This window comes from Streptomyces sp. NPDC001532, from assembly GCF_040298625.1.
Classification (GTDB): domain Bacteria; phylum Actinomycetota; class Actinomycetes; order Streptomycetales; family Streptomycetaceae; genus Streptomyces.
This window is the reverse complement of the sequence record NZ_JBEPAL010000057.1, coordinates 1-16042: the sequence shown is the minus strand read 5'-3', so window position 1 is coordinate 16042 and position 16042 is coordinate 1. Positions and strand designations below refer to the sequence as shown.

Annotated in this window: 11 protein-coding genes, 2 tRNA genes, 1 pseudogene and 1 riboswitch; of the genes and pseudogenes, 8 read left to right on the top strand and 6 right to left on the bottom strand. The window is 73.3% G+C overall.

Translation table 11 applies throughout. The features are described 5' to 3' along the window. The 3 genes and pseudogenes from ABT232_RS34460 to ABT232_RS34450 all read left to right on the top strand — a co-directional run. Positions 1-240: pseudogene (locus tag ABT232_RS34460) on the top strand (DEAD/DEAH box helicase); the annotation flags it as partial. A 108-nt stretch (positions 241-348) separates the two neighbouring features. Continuing rightward, complete coding sequence (locus ABT232_RS34455; protein ID WP_351847675.1) at positions 349-1863, top strand: amino acid permease; 1515 nt, start codon at positions 349-351, stop codon at positions 1861-1863. Between the two features lie 121 nt (positions 1864-1984). Then, positions 1985-2057: transfer RNA gene (locus tag ABT232_RS34450), tRNA-Lys, on the top strand. 58 nt (positions 2058-2115) lie between these two features. Here the strand turns inward: ABT232_RS34450 and ABT232_RS34445 are convergent. Further along, positions 2116-3255 carry a dihydrofolate reductase family protein gene (locus ABT232_RS34445; RefSeq protein ID WP_351847672.1) on the bottom strand — a complete coding sequence of 380 codons (1140 nt, stop codon included), beginning with the start codon at positions 3253-3255 and terminating at the stop codon, positions 2116-2118. Between the two features lie 246 nt (positions 3256-3501). Here ABT232_RS34445 and ABT232_RS34440 point away from each other — a divergent pair. The 4 genes from ABT232_RS34440 (at position 3502) to ABT232_RS34425 (ending at position 7513) form a co-directional block, all read left to right on the top strand. Next, a tRNA-Met gene (locus tag ABT232_RS34440) sits at positions 3502-3575 on the top strand. Between the two features lie 256 nt (positions 3576-3831). Continuing rightward, on the top strand, positions 3832-5061 hold the full coding sequence (locus tag ABT232_RS34435; protein WP_450872101.1) for a PP2C family protein-serine/threonine phosphatase: 1230 nt from the start codon (positions 3832-3834) through the stop codon (positions 5059-5061). A gap of 191 nt (positions 5062-5252) precedes the next feature. Then, positions 5253-5409: riboswitch (cyclic di-AMP (ydaO/yuaA leader) on the top strand. 11 nt (positions 5410-5420) lie between these two features. Continuing rightward, positions 5421-6464 (top strand): M23 family metallopeptidase, encoded by a 1044-nt coding sequence (locus tag ABT232_RS34430; RefSeq protein WP_351847667.1) that lies wholly within the window; start codon positions 5421-5423, stop codon positions 6462-6464. 104 nt (positions 6465-6568) lie between these two features. Then, positions 6569-7513 (top strand): aldo/keto reductase, encoded by a 945-nt coding sequence (locus ABT232_RS34425; protein ID WP_351847665.1) that lies wholly within the window; start codon positions 6569-6571, stop codon positions 7511-7513. A gap of 79 nt (positions 7514-7592) precedes the next feature. Here ABT232_RS34425 and ABT232_RS34420 read toward each other — a convergent pair whose 3' ends face one another. From ABT232_RS34420 to ABT232_RS34405, 4 genes are all read right to left on the bottom strand, one after another. Further along, entirely contained in the window at positions 7593-8999 is a 1407-nt protein-coding gene (locus ABT232_RS34420) for a PrsW family intramembrane metalloprotease (RefSeq protein ID WP_351847662.1), read from the bottom strand. Positions 9000-9038: 39 nt separating this feature from the next. Further along, a complete protein-coding gene (gene trmB, locus ABT232_RS34415; protein WP_351847659.1) occupies positions 9039-9845 on the bottom strand; it encodes a tRNA (guanosine(46)-N7)-methyltransferase TrmB in 807 nt (268 codons plus the stop codon). Positions 9846-9898: 53 nt separating this feature from the next. Continuing rightward, a complete protein-coding gene (gene lhgD, locus ABT232_RS34410; protein ID WP_351847657.1) occupies positions 9899-11101 on the bottom strand; it encodes an L-2-hydroxyglutarate dehydrogenase in 1203 nt (400 codons plus the stop codon). Positions 11102-11174: 73 nt separating this feature from the next. Beyond that, positions 11175-12596, bottom strand: a complete 1422-nt coding sequence (locus tag ABT232_RS34405) for an NsdA family TPR-like regulatory protein (RefSeq protein ID WP_351847654.1) — start codon at positions 12594-12596, stop codon at positions 11175-11177. A gap of 721 nt (positions 12597-13317) precedes the next feature. On the opposite strand from ABT232_RS34405, the gene ABT232_RS34400 reads away from it, so the two are divergent. Further along, entirely contained in the window at positions 13318-15441 is a 2124-nt protein-coding gene (locus tag ABT232_RS34400) for an asparagine synthase-related protein (protein ID WP_351847652.1), read from the top strand. Here ABT232_RS34400 and ABT232_RS34395 read toward each other — a convergent pair. Beyond that, a partial coding sequence (locus ABT232_RS34395; protein WP_351847649.1) for an NPCBM/NEW2 domain-containing protein occupies positions 15428-16042 on the bottom strand: 615 nt, incomplete at its 5' end. The genes ABT232_RS34400 and ABT232_RS34395 overlap by 14 nt on opposite strands.

Below are 16042 nucleotides of genomic sequence, written 5' to 3'. Positions count from 1 at the left end.
GGCTTCCGTCGCGACGACCGCCGCGACGACAACCGTCGTGACGACCGCGCCGGCTTCCGCCGCGACGACCGCTCGGGTCACCGTGGCAGCGACCGCCCCTTCAACCGTGACCGCCAGGGCGACCGTCCCGGCTTCCGCACCGGCGGCCACGAGCGTCCCTACGGCCGCCGTGACGACCACCGCAGCGGTGGCTCCTTCGGCCGCCGTGACGACAAGCCGCGCTGGAAGCGCAACGGCTGACACTGACAGCTGAACCTTCCGAGGGCCCGTACGACTCCGGTCGTACGGGCCCTCGGCTTTTCCGGTTGTGACGTGTGTCACGCCTTCGGCGAGGGAATTGCTGGGGGCATGACAGATGACGGCAAGGTGAGCGGGCTGTCGGACGAAGAGCGGCTGGCCCAGCTCGGCTACACACAGGTACTGGCCCGCCGGATGTCCGCGTTCTCCAACTACGCGGTCTCCTTCACGATCATCTCGGTGCTGTCGGGATGCCTGACGCTGTACCTGTTCGGGATGAACACCGGCGGCCCTGCGGTGATCACCTGGGGCTGGGTGGCCGTGGGGCTGATGACGCTGTTCGTCGGGCTGGCGATGGCGGAGATCTGCTCGGCGTATCCGACCTCGGCGGGGCTGTACTTCTGGGCGCACCGGCTGGCACCGGAGCGCAGCGCGGCGGCCTGGGCGTGGTTCACGGGCTGGTTCAACGTGCTGGGGCAGGTCGCCGTGACCGCCGGCATCGACTTCGGGGCGGCGTCCTTCCTCGGGGCGTATCTGAACCTGGAGTTCGGCTGGGCGGTCACGCCGGGCCGCACGATCCTGCTCTTCGCGGCGATCCTGCTGCTGCACGGCCTGCTGAACACCTTCGGCGTGCGGATCGTCGCGGTGCTCAACAGCGTGAGCGTGTGGTGGCACGTGCTGGGCGTGGCGGTGATCGTCGGCGCGCTGGCCCTCGTACCGGACCGCCATCAGTCCGCTTCCTTCGTGTTCGGCGAGTTCGTGAACAACACGGGCTGGGGCAGCGGCCTCTACGTGGTGCTGCTGGGCCTGCTGATGGCCCAGTACACCTTCACCGGCTACGACGCCTCCGCCCACATGACCGAGGAGACCCACGACGCCTCGACCGCCGGGCCGCGGGGCATCGTGCGGTCCATCTGGACCTCCTGGATCGCCGGCCTCGTCCTGCTGCTCGGCTTCACCTTCGCCATCCAGTCGTACGAGGGAGCCCTCACCTCCGCGACCGGTGTGCCGCCTGCCCAGATCCTGCTGGACGCGCTCGGCGCGACCGCGGGCAAACTGCTGCTGCTCGTGGTGATCGGGGCGCAGCTGTTCTGCGGCATGGCGTCGGTCACCGCCAACAGCCGCATGATCTACGCCTTCTCCCGCGACGGCGCCCTCCCCTTCTCCCGGGTGTGGCACACCGTCAGCCCGCGCACCCGCACGCCCGTCGCGGCGGTGTGGCTGGCGGCGGGCGGCGCGCTCGCGCTGGGGCTGCCGTATCTGATCAATGTCACGGCGTACGCGGCGGTGACGTCGATCGCCGTGATCGGGCTCTACATCGCCTACGTCATCCCGACCCTGCTGCGGCTGCGCAAGGGCGCCGCCTTCGAACGGGGGCCCTGGCACCTGGGGCGCTGGTCCCGGGCGGTCGGCGTGGTGGCGGTCGGCTGGGTCGGGGTGATCACGGTCCTGTTCATGCTGCCGCAGGTGTCGCCGGTCACCTGGGAGACCTTCAACTACGCGCCGGTGGCCGTGCTGGTGGTGCTGGGCTTCGCCGCGGCCTGGTGGTTCGTTTCTGCGCGGCACTGGTTCCTGCGGCCCGCGGCGCGCGAGCGGGCCGCCGTACGGGAAAGCGCCGATTCATAGGCTCCGGGGCGGTTGGAGGCGGTTCCTTCCGCCGCCCCGGCCGTTCGGCCGCGCCGTGTCCCCGATACCCGATCGGCGACACGGCCCGATCCGGCTATGCTCGGGGTGGCGAACATCGCCTGGGCCCTTAGCTCAATTGGCAGAGCAGTGGACTTTTAATCCATTGGTTGTGGGTTCGAGTCCCACAGGGCCTACCGCCGGACCCCAGCTCGACGCAGTGACGAGCTGGGGTCCTGTCGTGTCCGCCGTCCCTCACGGCCCCCGGTGCAGCAGATGCCGGTTCGGGGCCTCGGCCGCCTCCTCGTACTCCGGCAGGACGACCACGTCGACGCCCTGAGCGGTCAGCGCTCCCGTGCCGTCCGCCGCCGTGACGAAGGTGTCCGGCTCCCGCCACGCCGTGACGACCCGGCGGACTCCGGCGTCCAGGATCAGGCGTGCGCAGGGGCGGGGCCGGGAGGAGCGGTGGGTGCAGGGCTCGAGGCTGCTGTACACCGTCGCGCCGGCGAGCCGCGGGTCCGCCGGGTCGATCTTCGCCAGGGCCGCCTCCTCGGCGTGGACGACCGGGTCGTCGCCCTCCCGTGAGTGGCCGCGGGCGAGTTCGGTGCCGTCGGCGGCGACCACCACCGCGCCGACGCTGAACGCCGTCGACGACGGAGGGCACCGGCGGGCCAAGTCGCAGGCCAGGGCGAGCCAGTGACGGTCCGCCGCCGAGGGTGCCGTCCCGGTGCCGGGCGCGGTGGGTTCGTAGCGCATGAGGACGACGTCGCCGACCGGCCGGGTCTCCACGAGGCGCAGACGGCCGTCCTGGTAGGGGCCGGGGCCGAAGAGCCGCGGTGCGGCCGGGTCGCCCACGAACAACGGGGCCAGCGCCAGTTGCAGTTCGTCCGCCAGGCCCTGGCGCAGCAACTGGGTGTGGACGGTGCCGCCGCCCTCCACCATCAGCCGCCGCACACCGCGGCTGTCGTGCAGGTCCGCCAGGACCGAGCGCCAGTCCAGATCCTCGCCGAGGGCCACGAGTTCGGCCGCGACGCCGGTCGCCCGCAGGCGTTGCGCGCCCCTCGGCGTCGTGTAGACGACCTTCTCGCCGCCCGTGTGCCAGAACTGCGCCCCGGGATCGAGGTCGCCGGTCCCGCTGACCGTCACCTTCAGCGGGTACTCCGGTTTCCCGGCCGCCACCCGGGCCGCCCGGCGCTCGGCGGAGTTGACCAGGAGCCGCGGATTGTCGGCGCGGATCGTGCCGGCGCCGACGAGGATCGCGTCCACGGACGCCCGGACCTCGTCGACCCGATCGAAGTCGGCGGGCCCGGACAGGAGGAGGCGTTCGGGGCCGGTGTCGTCCAGACAGCCGTCGAGGGAGACGGCGGCGGAGAGCAGGACGTACGGGTAGGGCATCGGCGCACCCATCTGCGAGCGATCGGCTGGGTCGGGCACGGGGCACTCGGCGCTTCGGGCCCGGTGCCGCGTCTGTACCGCCCCATCCTGGCCAATCGCTCCGCGGAGCCCGTGCCCCGGGCCGCCGGCCGCGGACGACGGACCATGCCGAGCAGCTGAATACGGGCTGATTTCCGCAGGTCAGAGGCGCTGGACGGAAACCCTGGCGCGAATGGTCCCGCGGATGGCGTATGCTGGTTTCACCGACGCGGGGTGGAGCAGCTCGGTAGCTCGCTGGGCTCATAACCCAGAGGTCGCAGGTTCAAATCCTGTCCCCGCTACTGAAGACTCAGGGCCGGAACCCATGAAGATGGGTTCCGGCCCTGAGTGTTTTCCCGTGAGTGCTTTCCCCTGCGTGTCTGCCCCCGGTGTGTTCTCCCCCGGTCGGCCCTTCCGGCTCGCCGCCCGCAGCCGCTCCGGCGACTCTGGACGGGCGAGGCGGTGCGAGGCGGTGGCGGACGATCTCAGGGACCCGGCGGGACCGGCGGACCCATGGGGCTCGTGGGACTGGCGGGAGACGAGTGGTGCGGGAGACAAGTGGTGCGGTCCGAAGACCTCGGCCCCGGCCCCGGCCCTGGCCCCGGCGGCGTGCCCGCGTCCGCACACACGCCCACGCCTACGCCCACGCCCGTGCCGTCCGGCCCTGACGAGGAACGGCGGATCTCGTACGCGCGGACCCTGGTCCGCACCCTGCCCATGCTCCTCGTCGTCCTCGGCGGCTGCTACGACTACTTCACCCCCGAGAACTACACCGCCGCCCCGCTCTTCGTCGCCGCGCCACTGATCGCCGCCCCGCTGCTCTCCCGGCGGGCCACCGTCCTCACCGGGATCGCGGCGCTCGCCGTCGTCCTCGTGGTGCACATCCGGTACGGCATCGCCCTGCGCGTCGACGCGATCACCGAGACGGTCACCGTGGCGGTCGTCTCCGTCCTCGCCGTGGTCGTCAACTGCCTCGTCGGCCGCGGCCACGCCCGGCTCGCCACCGCCCGTGAGATCGCCGAGGCGGCGCAGCGCGCGGTGCTGCCGGAGCCCGCGGCACGCATCGGCGGCTACGAGATCGCCGCGCGCTACGAGGCCGCGCAGGCGGACGCCTCCATCGGCGGCGACCTCTACGCCGTGCAGGACAGCCCGTACGGGGTGCGGCTGGTGGTCGGGGACGTGCGGGGCAAGGGGATGGGCGCGGTGGCCGCCGTCGCCGTGGTGATCGGCGCGTTCCGTGAGGCCGCCGAGCACGAGGGGACGCTGGAGGCGGTCGCCCAGCGGCTGGAGCACGCGCTGGCCCGCGAGGGCACCCGGCGCGACGGCATCGACGCCTTCGAGGGGTTCACCACCGCCGTACTGGCCGAGATCCCGCACGGCGACGGCGTCGTACGGATCCTCAACCGCGGCCATCCGCCGCCGCTGCTGCTGCACGCCGACGGCCGGCTGCGGCCGCTGCCGGCCCGGAACCCCGCGCTGCCGCTCGGCATGGGCGAGCTGGGCGTCTGGCCGGACCGCGCGGACGAGGCCGGCTTTCCGGGCGGGAGCACGCTGCTGCTCCACACCGACGGGCTGTCCGAAGCCCGCGACGCGCGCGGCGAGTTCTACGACCCGTCGCGGCGGCTGGCCGGGCGGACCTTCGGCGGGCCGGGCGAGCTGCTGTCGATCTTGGCCGAAGATGTGCGGTGGCACTCCGGCGGCAGGCTGACGGACGACATGGCGCTGCTGGCCGTACGGCGGCCCCGACCGCCGTCACCAGGAGTAAGTGAGCAACCCCACTCCGCATAACATCTGAGACACCATCAAAAGAAAGAACGCTGCTGAGCGCTGGTCAACTCGCCCGTTTTTCGCCGGTCATGGGTCGAACGTCCGCCCGGAGAACCGTAATGATCAAGCGGAACGGCTTGGAATTCAGGCCCCGGTTCTATTAACGTCCGATAACGCAGCGCGGTCGTCCCAGCCGTCACAAGAGGCGGCTCCGTGCGCACGCGCCGAATCCCGTAGGGAACCGGGGAACCACCACCTTGGGGTGAATCGCTCGTGGCCAGTCGTGTTCACACGGCTGATTTACGCGCGTAGGAGACCTTCCTGCTCCGAACCCGTCAGCTAACCCGGTAGGCGAGAAGGAAGGAAAGGAGTACGCCCACGTGGCGTCCAACCGGCCTGCCCCCGGGGCCCCGTTCGTGCCCGGCCAGCGCACTGTCGATCCCGCCGACACCTTCGTCTACGGCGGTCAGCGCACCGAAGAGGGCCCCTGGGAGGAGTGGAATCCGACCAAGGAATCCATTCGCCCCGTACGCGGCCGGCACCGCGTCGCCAAGCAGCGCGGCGGCGGACTCGCCCGCAGCTCCACCGTTCTCGGCGTCGGTGTCATAGCCGCCGTCGGCGCGGGCGGCATGGCCACCGCGCAGACCGGCAAGCCGCCGGTGTCCATCTCGATGCCCGACCTGCCGAACGTCGGCTCGCTCATCTCCGACGAGCCCGAGCCCGAGGCCGAGACCACCGCCACCCCGCTCAGCAGCGTCGGCGTCACCGAGACCGAGACCGCGCAGGGCACCACCGACGCCGGCGAGGCACTGCGCGCCCGCATCATGGCGCAGGCCGAGCAGCAGCAGGACCAGGTCGAGTCCAAGGCCGCCGCGGAAGCGCTGGCCGCCGCCGAGAAGGCCGCCGCCGAGGCGGCCGCCAAGGCGGAGAAGGAAGCCGAGGCCGAGGCCGCCGCCGCGAAGAAGGCGGCCGAGGAGGAGGCCCGCAAGAAGGCCGAGGCCGAGCGCCTGGCCGAGCTGGCCAAGCAGTTCACGCTGCCGACCTCCTCGTACACCCTGACCTCCACCTACGGTCAGGCCGGCTCGATGTGGTCCTCCGGCTACCACACCGGCCTGGACTTCGCCGCGCCCACCGGCACCCTCATCAAGGCGGTGCACACCGGCACCATCACCCAGGCCGGCTGGGACGGGTCGTACGGCTACAAGACCGTCCTGACCCTGGACGACGGCACCGAGATCCTCTACGCCCACCAGTCGTCGATCAACGTCAGCGTGGGCCAGAAGGTCAACACCGGTGACGTCATCGGCCGCGTGGGCGCGACCGGCAACGTGACCGGCCCGCACCTGCACCTGGAGGTGCACACCGGCGACGGCGGCGCGCTGGACCCGATGGCCTGGCTCCAGAGCAAGGGCCTCACCCCCTGAGCCCACGCTCACGCTGAACCCCGGCGGTCCTGACGACAACCCCCCGACGTCAGGGCTGCCGGTTCACGGAATACGCGCTTCCCCGTGCCGTGTTGTCACTCGGCATGACTTCTCTGCGCAAGCTCGGCTCCTCCGACCTGGAGGTCTTCCCCCTCTCCCTCGGCGGCAACGTCTTCGGCTGGACCGCGGACCGGGACCGCTCCTTCGCCGTCCTCGACGCCTACGCCGCCGCGGGCGGCAACTTCGTCGACACCGCCGACTCCTACTCGGCCTGGATCGAGGGCAACTCCGGCGGCGAGTCCGAGACGATCATCGGCGAGTGGGTCAAGGCCCGGGGGAACCGCTCCGAGGTGGTCATCGCGACCAAGGTCAGCCAGCACCCCGAGTACCCGGGCCTGAGCGCGGTGAACATCAAGGCCGCGGCCGACGCCTCACTGCGACGCCTCGGCACCGACCACATCGACCTCTACTACACCCACTTCGACCAGCCCGACGTGCCGGTCGAGGAGATCGTCGGCGCGCTCGACGAACTGGTGGAGGCGGGCAAGGTCCGGTACATCGCCGCCTCCAACATCTCCCCCCAGCGGCTGCGGGAGTCCCTGGCCTTCTCCGACCGCGAGGGCCTCGCCCGGTACGTCGCCCTCCAGCCGCACTACAACCTGGTGTCCCGGGAGACCTACGAGGGTGAGCTCCGGGACGTCGCCGCGCGGGCGGGCCTCGCCGCGGTGCCGTACTACGCGCTGGCGTCCGGCTTCCTGACCGGCAAGTACCGGCCCGGCACGACCGTCGACAGCGCGCGGGCGGCGGGCGCCGGCAAGCACCTGGACAGCGAGCGGGGGCGGCGGGTGCTGGACGCGCTGGACTCCGTGGCCGCCGCGCACGAGGTGCCCGTCGCGACGGTCGCCCTGGCGTGGCTCGCCGCGCAGCCCACCGTGGCGGCGCCGATCGCGTCCGCGCGGACCGTGGAGCAGCTGGCCGACCTGGTGGGGGTCGCCGAACTGCGGCTCACCGAGGACGAGGTCGCGCGGCTGACGGAGGCGTCCGCCTGAGGGCCGGTCCGCCGGGCCGGGCGCTCGTCGCGGGTCACGGCCGTCACGCCGGTCGCGGCGGTCACGGCCGTCACGTCCGTCACGTTCGGTACGGGTTGTACGCGGGGTAAGGCATCGGGTGGGGTGCCGGTGCCGGGTGGTGCACCGGGTGCGCCGGCTGGTGCACCGGCTGGTGGGTCCGGTACGGCTGGTTCGGCGCCGCCACCGGGCCGTGCCCCTGAGCGTGTCCCGGGCCGTGCGCCGGCCACGGCATCAGCACCGGCACCGGCGGTGCCGTGACCCGCGCGGCGTACTCCAGCGCCGGGCGGGCCACCTCGCGGCGGCGCCACAGCTCGTGCAGCAGCTCGCCCTCGCGCACCACGAAGTCGGCGCCGGCCCGGCCCCGGCGCCCCCGGTGCCTGAGGAACGCCAGCGACGTCGCGTACGCCTCGTACTCCGCCACCGCGCGGGACGCCGGTTTGCCCAGGTGGTGCCCGGCGAACTCGCGGGCCAGCCGGCGCGCCCGCATCGAGCCGAGCGCGAACGGCTCGGCCGGGCCCAGCCAGCCCGCGACCACATACGGCGGCAGCTCCTCCCGCACGGTCCGCAGCTCGCGCTGGCGGGTCCAGATCACCAGCCACGTCAGCAGCCCGAACATGGGCACCATGAACGCGCCGTAGACCGCGAAGAAGCCGAACTCGCCGAAGGTCGCCGAGCCGTTCCAGAACGCGTGCATGCCCATCGCGAGCAGCAGTCCGGACAGCGGCAGCAGCACCCGCCGCAGATGCTGGCGGGGCCCGGAGAGCGCGGCGATGCCGAAGCCGATGCCGGTGAGGACGGTGAACAGCGGGTGCGCGAACGGGGACATCACCACGCGCACGAAGAACGTGGCCGCGGTGACGGAGGCGATGCCGCTGCCGCCGGTGAGCTGGTCGGTGCCGAAGGCGGTGCCGAGGTAGAGGATGTTCTCGGTGAACGCGAAGCCGGTCGCCGTGACGCCGGCTATCACCACGCCGTCCACGATCCCGGTGAAGTCGCGGCGGCGGAAGAGGAAGAGCAGCAGGATGGCCGCCGCCTTCGCGGACTCCTCGACGACCGGCGCTATCACGGTCGCGCCGAGGGTGTCCGCACTGGCCGGGTCCGCGGTGGCCGTCGCTATCCAGCGGGTCGCGAAGCTGTTGGCGACGATCGCTATCAGCGCGGCCGCGCAGGCGCCCCAGGCGAAGGCGAAGACCAGGTTCCGCCAGGGGCCCGGTTCGACCCGGTCCAGCCAGCGGAAGGCGGCTGTCAGCAGCGGGACCGGCAGGATCGCGAGGCCGAGACCGACCAGGAAGCCCTGGGTGCCGGTCTGCTCGCGCACCAGCGCCAGGATGACCAGGCCGGAGAGGGCGAGCAGGGTGACCAGGGCGCCGTAGCGCACCCAGGCGCGTTGCCACCAGTGCGCGTGCCGGGGCGCCCCGGGGGCGGGGAAGCCGGGAGGCGTGGGGTACGGGGGACTGGTGGCCACGGCATTGCCCTCACGAGGGACGGAGCCGCCCGCGGGGGATCAGGCGCCGGCGGGGGGCTGGGCTGACGTTATGGGTGGTACGCGGCGAAAGAGCAGGTCGTTCACGACATGACCCTTGTCCAGTCCCTGGCCCTCGAAACGGGTCAGCGGCCGGAACTCGGGGCGGGGCGCGAAACCGCCGTCGGCCTGGGTGTTCTCGAAGTCCGGGTGCGCGCTGAGCACATCGAGCATCTGCTCGGCGTACGGCTCCCAGTCGGTGGCGCAGTGCACGATCGCGCCGGGCTTCAGTCGGGTCGCGGCGAGGGTCAGGAACTCCGGCTGGATCAGCCGCCGCTTGTGGTGGCGCTTCTTGGGCCAGGGGTCCGGGAAGTAGACGCGGATGCCGTCGAGGGCGTCCGGGGGCAGCATCTCGCGGAGCAGGATGATGGCGTCGCCGTTGGCGACCCGGATGTTGGTCAGGCCGCCCTGGTCGGCGAGGTTCAGCAGATTGCCCTGGCCGGGGGTGTGGACGTCGACCGCGAGGATGTTGGTGCCGGGGTCGGCGGCGGCCATCTGCGCGGTGGCCTCGCCCATGCCGAAGCCGATCTCCAGGACGACGGGGCCGTCGTTCCCGAACAGTTCGGCCAGGTCGATGACCCGCCGGCCGTCGATGTCCAGTCCCCACTTGGGCCACAGCCGCTGGAGCGCGTCCGCCTGGCCCGTGGTCACCCGGCTCCGCCGCGGCTGGAAACTACGGATCCGCCGCTCGAAGTGCGAACCGGCGGGATCCGCCTGCGGCCCCTCGGGGAACCGGGGCTCACCCTTGGGCCGGCGGGGGTGGGAGGTGGGGTTCAGGGAGTCAGACACAGTGGGGTCGAGTTTACGGCGTCCGGGGAAGCCGGCCCTCCGCGCTCCGCCGCTCATCGCAGCGCCGACAGTGCTCGGCGGGCCACCTCTCGGCCGATGGGGAGGGAGGCGGTCGCGGCGGGGGAGGGGGCGTTCAGGACGTGGACCGTGCGCGGGGCCTCGCGGATGAGGAAGTCGTCGACGAGGGTGCCGTCCCGCAGCACGGCCTGCGCGCGCACTCCCGCGGCCGTCGGGACCAGGTCCGCCTCGCGCACCGCCGGCAGCAGTCTGCGCACCGCCTCGGTGAACGCCGCCCGGGACGCCGAGCGGCGCAGCTCCCCCGCGCCGTACCGCCAGTGCCGGCGGGCGATGTGCCAGGTGCCGGGCCAGGCCAGGGTGGCGGCCAGTTCGCGGGGCCGGACGACACCCCAGTCGTACCCCTCGCGGGCCAGCGCGGGGACCGCGTTCGGTCCGATGTGGACGGTGCCGTCGATGCCCCGGGTGAGGTGGACGCCGAGGAAGGGGAACGCCGGGTCGGGGACGGGGTAGACCAGGCCGTTGACCAGTTCGGGGCGCCGCAGGTCGTAGTACTCGCCTCGGAAGGGGACGATCCGCATGCCGGGGTCGTCGCCGCTCAGCCGGGCGATCTCGTCGCAGTGCAGTCCGGCGCAGTTCACCAGCGCCCGGGCGCGCACCACCGTGCCGTCCGCGGTCGCCACCGCCACCCCCAGCTCGGGGCGGCGGTCCACCCGGACGACCTGTGCCCCGTAGCGGATCTCGGCGCCGGAGGCGGTGGCGAGGCGGCGGGCGACGCCGGCGAAGTCGCAGATCCCGGTGGTGCCGACGTGTATGGCGGCGAGGCCGCGGACCTCCGGTTCGTACTCCGCGATCTGCGCCGCGCCCAGTTCCCGCACCGGGATGCCGTTCTCCCGGCCGCGCTGCACCAGCGCGTGCAGCCGGGGCAGCTCGGCGCGGTCGGTGGCGACGATCAGCTTGCCGGTGACGGCGTGCGCGATGTCGTACTCGGCGCAGAACTTCACCAGCTCGGCGGCGCCCTCGACCGCGTACCGCGCCTTGAGGGAGCCGGGGCGGTAGTAGATGCCGCTGTGGATGACGCCGCTGTTGCGGCCCGTCTGGTGCCGGGCCGGGCCCTGCTCCTTCTCCAGCACCACGACCTGGGTGCCCGGCGCGGCGCGCGTGATCGCGTACGCCGTCGACAGGCCGACGATCCCGCCGCCGATCACCAGCACGTCACAGTCGTAGGCGATCTTCCGCACCTGCTCCACCTCCCGGTTTCGATAGTGCACTGCGCCACTGACAATGCGCTCAAACCCGGGGAGGCGGCCGGCGTCAGGCGGGGGTCAGCAGCGGCCGGGCCCGCTCGCGCAGCTCGACCACGCGCGGCTCGTCGCCGTACGGCTCCAGGCGGTGCAGCAGGTCCTTCACGTACTCCGTGGTGCGCGCCGACGATATCCGCCCGGCGACCTCGACCGCCCGGACGCCCTGCTCGCAGGCCGCGTCCAGATTGCCGGACTCCAGTTCGGCGACCGCGGAGACGACCAGGCGCAGTCCGTGCGAGCGGACGAACTCCTCGGTGGGCTTCGACAGGGCCTGCTCGGTGAACCGGCGGACCTGGCGGGGGGCCTTCAGGTCCCGGTAGCACTCGGCGGCGTCGGCGCAGAACCGGTCGTAGGAGTAGAAGCCGAGCCAGCTCGGGTCGTTGTCGCCGTCGCGGGACCGCTCCAGCCAGCCCTCGGCCGCCTTCAGGGCCGCGCCGGCCGCCTGGGCGTCTCCCGCGCGGGCGTGCGCGCGGGCCTCGACGAGCCGGAAGAAGCTCATCGTGCGGGCGGTGGCCAGCCCGCGGTTGCGTTCCAGGGCGGCCTGCGCGAGGTCGACGCCCTCGTCGCCGAAGCCCCGGTAGGTGGCCTGGAGGGACATGGTGGCCAGGACGTACCCGCCGAGGGGGACGTCGGCCGCCGCGCGGGCGAGGCGCAGGGCCTGGATGTAGTACCGCTGGGCGGCCTCCTGCTGGCCGGTGTCGAAGGCCATCCAGCCGGCCAGCCGGGTCAGTTCGGCACTGGCGCCGAACAGGGCGCGGCCCACCTCGTCGGAGTAGGAGCCGAGGAGCAGCGGGGCCGCCTCGACGCGCAGGCATTCGGGGACCATGGAGGAGCGCCAGTCGCCGCCGCCGTACTTGGAGTCCCAGCGCCGCGCGTCCTCGGCGGCCTCCCGCAGTTTCTGCACATCGCTGTGGCCGACTTTGAGCGGTGCGCCGGAGCCTTCCGCGGGGCTCGCCTCGCGCGCCACCGAGCTGTCGGCCGGGGTTATCAGCCATCGTGAGGCGGGTGTGGCGTAGGCGCTGACGGCGAAGGACCCGGCGAGGGACTGCCAGATGCCGCCGGAGCCGGCCCGGCGTCCGGCGAGGTCGAGGCGGTACAGCTCGGTCGCCGACCGCACCGCCTGCCCGACGTCCCGGGGGAAGGCGAGGCCGACTTCCGGGGCGGGGTCCGCGTCCGCCAGGCCGATCTCGTGGAGCGGCACCGGGCGGCCGAGCTTCTGGCCGATGGCGGCCGCGATGAGATGCGGCGCGGCACCCTGCGGGACCATGCCCTTGGACACCCAGCGGGCCACCGACGTCTTGTCGTAGCGAAGGGTCAACCCGCGCTGGGCGCCGAGGTCGTTGACGCGCCGGGCGAGGCCGGCGTTGCTGATTCCCGCGAGGGCGAGAACGGTGCCGAGCTTTTCGTTCGGCCCGCGTTGCTCCCTGGACATGCGCCACCCCTCGACACAGACGGCCGCCGCGCTGGCATAACCACGCGGCATTCGTAAACCCAGCGTAGTTCGCCGCATCCCAAGCGTTAAGAGGCATTGTTCCGGATGGCGGGATTGTGGTCCGTACGGGAGTACGGGTCCTGTACGCACCGTTGCCGCGTGCTCCCGTTGTGTGGCCGTGCGCCCGTCCGTGCGCTCTTCTCCGGCCACCTCGGGAGCGGTTCCATGGCTCCTGCGTGGGTCGGCCCGCTGTACTGACCAGTGGGCTGGGGGACACCGCCGCCTCACATCCCCGCGGGCGGCGGTCCGGCCCGGGGGGCGAGTTCCGTTTCCCGGGCCGTGCGCCCGCCGTGCGATGCGCAGAGCCTGTACGGAGCGTGCACGGCGCGGACGGGAAATGGATTTCGTGGTCTTGGAATGGCCGAAAACCGCCTCACCGGTTCTGGGTAATCTCCGTGTCCACCATGCCATTTGAGGGCGCGTTGGAGTTTTTCGGGGGGCGTACCGGGGGCGCATTCATATCGTCGTGGTGCCGTAACCTCCATGCTCCGGGCGGGCGTTCACGGCGCCGGGGCCTTCCCAGGGGCGCGTTCGAGGGCGCGTGGGGCGCATTGGACGGATCACAAGCGGCTCCGCCGACGCTCCCCGGCGCGTCCTTCGTGGCAGCATGGTGAACCGGTTCCTACGGTGCACTGGTTGTCCACAGCCTGTGGAGGCGTCGATGCGGTGGTTGGTGGGTTGGAGCAGCACCGCCACGGGCGCCGTCGGGTTCGGCTCCGCCGGTGCCACCGGCCACGACGGCGAGACCCTGCACCCGGTCGGCTCCCAGCTGCTGTGGGGCGACCCCGACCCGCTGTGGGCGGTCGGCGACTGGCGGCCCGACGAGGTGCGGGTGGTCACGGCCGACCCGCAGACCCGGATCGCCGTCCTCGGCACCTGCGGCGCCACCGACGAACAGCTGCGGGTCGGGCTCTTCGCCGCGCGCGGCGGCGCCCTGCGCCACCTCACCGCCTGGCCGGGCAGCTACACGGCGGTCGTCCAGGTCGGCCGCCGGATCACCGTCTGCGGCGACCTCGCGGGCGCCCGTCCCGTCTTCCACACCCCGTGGGCCGGCGGCACCGCCTACGCCACCGCCGCGCTGCCGCTCGCCGACCTCATCGAGGCCAACCTCGACTTCGGCCACCTCGCCGCCCTGCTGGCCGCCCCCGACGTCCCGGCCGCCGTCCAGGAGTCCACCCCGTACGACGGCGTGCGGCGCATCCCGCCGGGGCATGCGCTGATCCTGCGCGCCGGGGCCCGTGAGATCGCCGGATACGAGCAGGTCGCCTCCCTCGCGGTCGCCGCGCCCCCCGCCGACCCCGACCGCGCGGTGGACGCCGTACGCGACGCGCTGGTGGAGGCGGTACGGGCCCGGCTGTCCGCGCCCCGGCACGTCCCCGGCGCCGACATCGACCCCGGACCCGTGCCCGGCATGGGCCCCGCGGAACGGCGCGCCGCGCGCGGCATGCCGGTCCCCGGCATCGGCGCGGACCTCTCGGGCGGCCCCGCCTCCGCGACCCTGGCGCTGCTCGCCGCCGGACTGCCGGGCATGCCGGGCACCGTCCTCGGACACGGCACCGGCGCCGGTGAGCGGCTGCTCGCCGTCACCTTCAACGACCTGGCCGTCGGCGGCCGCGAGGCCGAGCTGGAACGCGCCGGGGCGCTCGCGGCCGGACCTCGGCTGCACCACGTGGTGGTCACCGGCGGCGAGGAGACCCTGCCGTACGCCGATCTCGACGGCCCGCTCACCGACGAACCCGGCGCCTGCCTGGTGTCCGCCGCCCGGCACCGCGCCCGGCTCGCCGCGGGCAGCGCGGACCACCTCACCGGCTACGGCGCCCGCCAGGTCCTCGACGCCCACCCGGCGCGCCTCGCCGACCTCCTGATGGACCGCCGGCGACGCCATCTGGTGCGCCCGGTGGCCGCCCTGGCCAAGGCGGACAGCTCGGTGCTGGTCCCCGCGCGCGTGTACGCCGCCGCCCGCCGCCTCGCCCGTACGCCCTACCGGTCCGGCGTCGAAGGCCTCGCCGAACGGCTCCTGGAGCGCTGCTTCGACGAGCCCGGAGGCGCCGTGGGGGCGTCGCTCGCCGCGCTCACCTGGGCCAGACCCGGGCCCGCGGCGCGCTGGCTGACCGGGGAGGCGCTCGCCGAAGTATCGGTTCGCCTCCAGACGGCCGTGCAGCGGTCCGCGGCCGGCCCCGGCAGACGCCCCGGTGACTTCCGCGCCCGCGCCGCCCTCGCCCGCGCCGCCGCCGACGTCCGCGTCCTGGAACAGGCCGCCGAGATCCGCTTCCAGCGGCTGCACGCGCCCTTCCTGGACAACCAGGTCGTCCGTGCCTGCCGGGAACTGCCCGAGGCGCTGCGGGTGCAGCCCGGGGCGCGCGCCGCGATCCTGCGCACCGTGCTGACCGGTGCCGGCGTCGCCGACCTGCCGGCCGGCTGGGGCGCCACCTCCCACGCCCCGGCGGCCTTCGCCGCCCGCACCGGACTGCGCGTGGCCGCCGACTCCCTGATGGACCTGTTCGACACCCCGCTGCTGGCGCAGGCCGGCCTGGTCGAGGCCCGGGTCGTGCGCAAGGCGCTGCGCCGCGCCGCCGAGGGCGAGCCGCTGCCCCTGGACGGCCTCGCCGACCTCGTCTCCCTCGAACTGTGGCTGCGCCGCCTGCTGGCCCGCCGGGGCACCTGCTGGACCGGCACCCCGGCCCGCGCCCGTGCCGTGCCCGCGGGCATCGTGCCGCAGCGCGGGGCGCTGGGCGGCGGGAGCGGCGGTACGGCGGGGCTGACCCGAGGCGCTACGTACAGGTGAACTCGGAGTCCGCCCAGTCCGCGACCGCGAGGTCGTCGAAGTGGCTGTGCGGCTCGACCACCAGGCGCACGGACTCCCGCCCGGCCAGGTTCACCCGCACCGGCACGGCCGGGTCACCGCCCTTGATCATCGGGGACTTCCACAGGGGCACGCCGTCGGCCCAGACGGAGAAGTAGACCTTGCCGAGCTTCAGCGTCATGTCGTCGACGCCGACCAGTGCCCGGTACGAGGTGCACTCGCGGTTGAGGTCGATGGTGACCGAGGACTCGCCGTGGACGGTGACACCGCGCGCGTAGGACGTGCCGCCGATCGACAGCCCCTGCCGCTGCCACACCCAGCTGCTCTCGCCGATCCGCATCTCGGGCCCGCTGCCGTCGCCGCTGACGTCGTACGCCAGCTCGCTCCACCGGTAGACGACCGGCGCGGGCGGCGGCGGGGGAGGCGGTGTCGGGGTCGGCGTGGGGGTGGGCGCCGGGGCCGGGCTCCGGGTCGGGGTCGGGGTCGGGGTGGGCTCGGGGGCGAGGGAGGCGTTGAGCCGGACCTGCGGGGAGTTGTTGATGATCCCGAACGCGTTGGGGCCGATGATCCGCATCCCGTACGC

Bases quoted from the DNA above. Each gene is read 5' to 3' on its own strand.
- ABT232_RS34445 (WP_351847672.1), bottom strand. From the start codon at position 3,255: ATGCCCTACCCGTACGTCCTGCTCTCCGCCGCCGTCTCCCTCGACGGC.
- ABT232_RS34425 (WP_351847665.1), top strand. From the start codon at position 6,569: ATGACTTCTCTGCGCAAGCTCGGCTCCTCCGACCTGGAGGTCTTCCCC.
- ABT232_RS34405 (WP_351847654.1), bottom strand. From the start codon at position 12,596: ATGTCCAGGGAGCAACGCGGGCCGAACGAAAAGCTCGGCACCGTTCTC.
- ABT232_RS34400 (WP_351847652.1), top strand. From the start codon at position 13,318: ATGCGGTGGTTGGTGGGTTGGAGCAGCACCGCCACGGGCGCCGTCGGG.
- ABT232_RS34455 (WP_351847675.1), top strand. From the start codon at position 349: ATGACAGATGACGGCAAGGTGAGCGGGCTGTCGGACGAAGAGCGGCTG.